Origin of the sequence: Coleofasciculus sp. FACHB-712 (genome assembly GCF_014695635.1) — a bacterium.
GTDB lineage: Bacteria > Cyanobacteriota > Cyanobacteriia > Cyanobacteriales > FACHB-T130 > FACHB-T130.
Genome location: NZ_JACJOQ010000611.1, coordinates 1 through 3608 on the forward strand (window position 1 = coordinate 1; position 3608 = coordinate 3608).

The 3608-nt window shown below is 47.3% G+C and carries 3 protein-coding genes; all 3 read right to left on the reverse strand.

Annotated features, from left to right (window positions below; genetic code table 11):
* Positions 1-335: 335 nt before the first annotated feature.
* Positions 336-1586, reverse strand: coding sequence for an S-layer homology domain-containing protein (locus H6F50_RS22420; RefSeq protein ID WP_190414415.1), 1251 nt, complete (start codon positions 1584-1586; stop codon positions 336-338).
* A gap of 336 nt (positions 1587-1922) precedes the next feature.
* Complete coding sequence (locus H6F50_RS22425) at positions 1923-2345, reverse strand: TerB family tellurite resistance protein (RefSeq protein WP_190414416.1); 423 nt, start codon at positions 2343-2345, stop codon at positions 1923-1925.
* Positions 2346-2417: 72 nt separating this feature from the next.
* Positions 2418-3608, reverse strand: a 1191-nt coding sequence (locus tag H6F50_RS22430; protein ID WP_190430407.1) for a 16S rRNA (cytosine(967)-C(5))-methyltransferase, incomplete at its 5' end; no start/stop codon positions are given.

The window sequence follows — 3608 nt, forward strand, 5'->3', positions numbered from 1 at the left end:
TTGGCTGAGCGCTATCGGAATCGACGGCGGCACTTTACGCGCCGAGTGCATCTACTCGCAGGCATCATCAACTTTGAGCTAGCTCTGGTTAGCTGATTCGTGCAAGAGGTCTAATGATTCGTGAATACGAGATGCCCGACTTCTCCAAGAAGTCGGGCATCTGAACTGCTGGCATCTCACAACTCAAATAGGATTGCGATAAGACGCCATTTAGAATTAAAAACCCGGTTCCTTCTAGAAACCGGGTTTAGAAAATGCTTATTTCTTTGTGCCTATCTGCTTAGGAATGAAGCGATCGCTAGTCAAATAGAATTGCATGCTTCATTCTGCAAATATTACTGCTCTAGCACTAACTCATCATTTAACCGCAGATTCAGATCCGTATCCGGGTCAATCGCAATCAGATCGACTCTATCCCGACCGAGGAACAGTCCAATGAGTCCACCAATTCCCAGACCGCCCAAGACTTCTTCGGTAGCGATCGCTTTGTCACCCGTCACAGCAGAAACCGCAGCAGCAGCAGCAGCACCTAATGCGGCATTCTTGAGGATACCACCAACGCTAGTACCTTTAGTAACGGATTCGGTTTTGGTAATGGTTTGAGAAGTAGCATCGATAGCCACCCGTTGACCGTTCGTGAAAACCAGTTCCTTCGCTACAAACTGAGAGCCTCCCTGAGCCGGTTGCAGTTCACCGACCACTTGGCTGCCAGAGGGGATTAGCACCGTTCCATCAGATGTGGTGATATTTGCTGCTACCGTTAGCGTCAGCGGTGCTCTTTCGTCCTTTGTAACCAGAATTTTTTCTTTCTCGTACCTAACTGGAATAGTGGTTCCAGCCGGAATCGCGACTGTCGTGTCCTCTGGCGGTGTGTCGTTGAGAGAGACAATATAGGGCGAGTTAATTGCTGCTACTTGTCCAGAACTCACCAATGCCTGATAGATGAAAGCTGCTACCTCCGCTCTGGTGGCATTCCGAGTTGGATTCAGCGTCTGGAGAGTCGGATAGTTCACCACAATGCTCTTTTCTGTTGCCGCAGCAATGCTACTGCGAGCATAGGTAGAGATGGAAGAAGCATCGTTATACACTTGCAAATCAGCCGATACGGGATTGCTGGCAGTGTAATTCAAGCCATTCGCCAAGGAAACTAGAACTTGTTCGCGGGGAATATTTTGTGTAGGTCTAAAGACGTTACCGGGATAACCCGACAAAAATCCCATTTCGTAAGCTTCACGGATAGCCGAGTATGCCCAGTAGGTCGATGAAAGATCCACAAAATTAACAGCATTGCGGATTTTATTCTTGTTGAAGGCCTTACGAACCATCGCCGCGAATTGGGCACGAGTCACCGGATCGTTGGGTCGAAACGTACCATCGGGGAACCCGGCAATTACATCACGTTGTGCCAGTTCTTGAATAAAACTAGCAGCCCAGTAGCTTGAGGATACATCACTAAAATTGATAGCTTGAGCAACAGCTGGTGCCGGTGACATAATTGTTTCTACTAGGGGAGCCATCGAACCTGCCGACATTCCCAGCATTAGTAGTAAAGCTGTTCCAGATTTCAAGCGCTTTAAGTTAGACATTGAGAACTTCTCCACTTTTCGCATTCCTTTGATTATTTAGACCTAAGATTACCTGATAGGTTCCTAGAAATTTCAATCTCAACAAATTTATTTACTGCCGTGACAGATTATAGAGATATAGACAGTTTCAGCGGAAAGTTCTGGACTGCCTAAGAAGGAAAGACGCATATTTTGCAAAAATAGTTGCTTGTTGTAGAAAAAATTGGCTTCCGGAGCCTCTAGAAGCCGATCACAATATAGATTGGGAATGCAAAAAAAAGGCACGCTATGTGTAGCGTGCCCTAACTTGTGGAATGATGATGTCAAAATTCGGGTCTTTATCTATTAGTCTTAAAGCTAGTTCTGATGGTCAACCCACCGACGGTAGAGTTTTTGAATCGCTTTGAGGACAGGACTAGGGGCTGACTTCTGAGAGGCACTGTTGGGATCTAGAAGCTGTAATCGAGTCAGGAGTTTAGCTTCCTCAATCGCTACCTCGCCATCGCTATAAATTAAAGCGCTGAGGGCTTCGATGAGGCGCTGGTAATCGTCGGTGCTGGGGCGATCGCCTAAATAATCTTGCACCCAATTGTAGACCTCGCTTGGGCTTACAGCTACGAGTTCATACAACAAAGGCTGAATCTCTGGATCGTCAGCAATGCCCTTTTCCTTCGCCACTCGCTGAAGATATTGCCGTTCCTCTGACTGAATTTTGCCATCAATCCAAGCTGCGCCGATGAGAATTTTAACAAGCTGTTTAACACTAGAATTGGCTACCATTGGCTTTTCCCTTATTTCCCCTAACAGATTAATCCATCAACAGATTTCTGCAACCACAACTACCATAGAGGTTTAGCTATTTTTCTTCTGTAGCCGCACCATAAAGAATCCATCCATTTGATGCCGGTGGGGCCAGACTTCGATCCATCCAGCAGGGGTAGTATAAGCTGCCGCTGGTGAATTGGGGTTGGGGGGCAAAATCTGCCACTGGGGGTAACGCTCTAAAAAGGCGCGAACAACACCTTCATTCTCCAATGGATGCAAGGTACAAGTTGCATAAACCAGAATGCCATCTGGTTTAACCCAGGTAGCCACTCGATCTAATAGTTCGCCTTGCAGAATTGAAAGTTCCTGAACTGTCTGTAGAGTTTGCCGCCAACGGGCGTCAGCATGACGATGTAGCGTCCCCAGTCCAGAGCAGGGGGCATCGAGTAATACCCTATCAGCTTGATTGATAAACTGGGGTAGGTTGCGGCTGTCCCCCTGCTGAATTTGAATCGAGTGCAAACTTAACCTTTTGGCATTTTCTTGCAGTTTCCGGAGACGGGAAGCAGTCTTGTCAGACGCCCAAACAGTTCCCCGATCTTCCATCAATTCTGCGATGTGCGTTGTCTTTCCCCCTGGTGCTGCACAGGCATCAATGACTACTTCATCCGGTTGGGGATCTAGCAGATAACTGACTAGCTGGGCACTACTATCTTGTACCGTCCACCAACCTTCGCTAAAACCAGGTAAATTTTGAATTGCACCTGTGCCACCAGTTAGCCTCAAAGCTTGCGGTAGATGGGGCACGCGACTCACTGAGATATCCGCAGCTTGCAGTGCTGCCTCAACTTTCTCTATCTCAGCGCGAAGGGGATTTACCCGCAAGTCAATTGCTGGTGTTTGGTTCATCCATTCACACAGCTGTTCTGTTTCTTCTAAACCCAGACGTTCTAGCCATACTTCGATAATCCAGTCGGGATAGCTGTGTAAGATGCCTAATCGTTCAACTGGGTTTTTTGGCAGATGTAGCGGGTCAGATTCTAAGTTCTGAACTTCTCCTCCCCGGTTACCCGGCTTTTTGCTTTCCGCTAGACGAATATACTGTCGCAATAGACCATTGACAAAGCCGGAAAGCCCAGAAAATCCGTTTTCTTTGGCTAATTGTACGGTAGTATTCACAGCTGCCGACACAGGGATTCGGTCTTGATAACGAAGTTGATATAAGCCTAGATGCAGAATTGCGCGGAGGTCTAGGGGTTGTTGGTGGGCTTTCTTTTT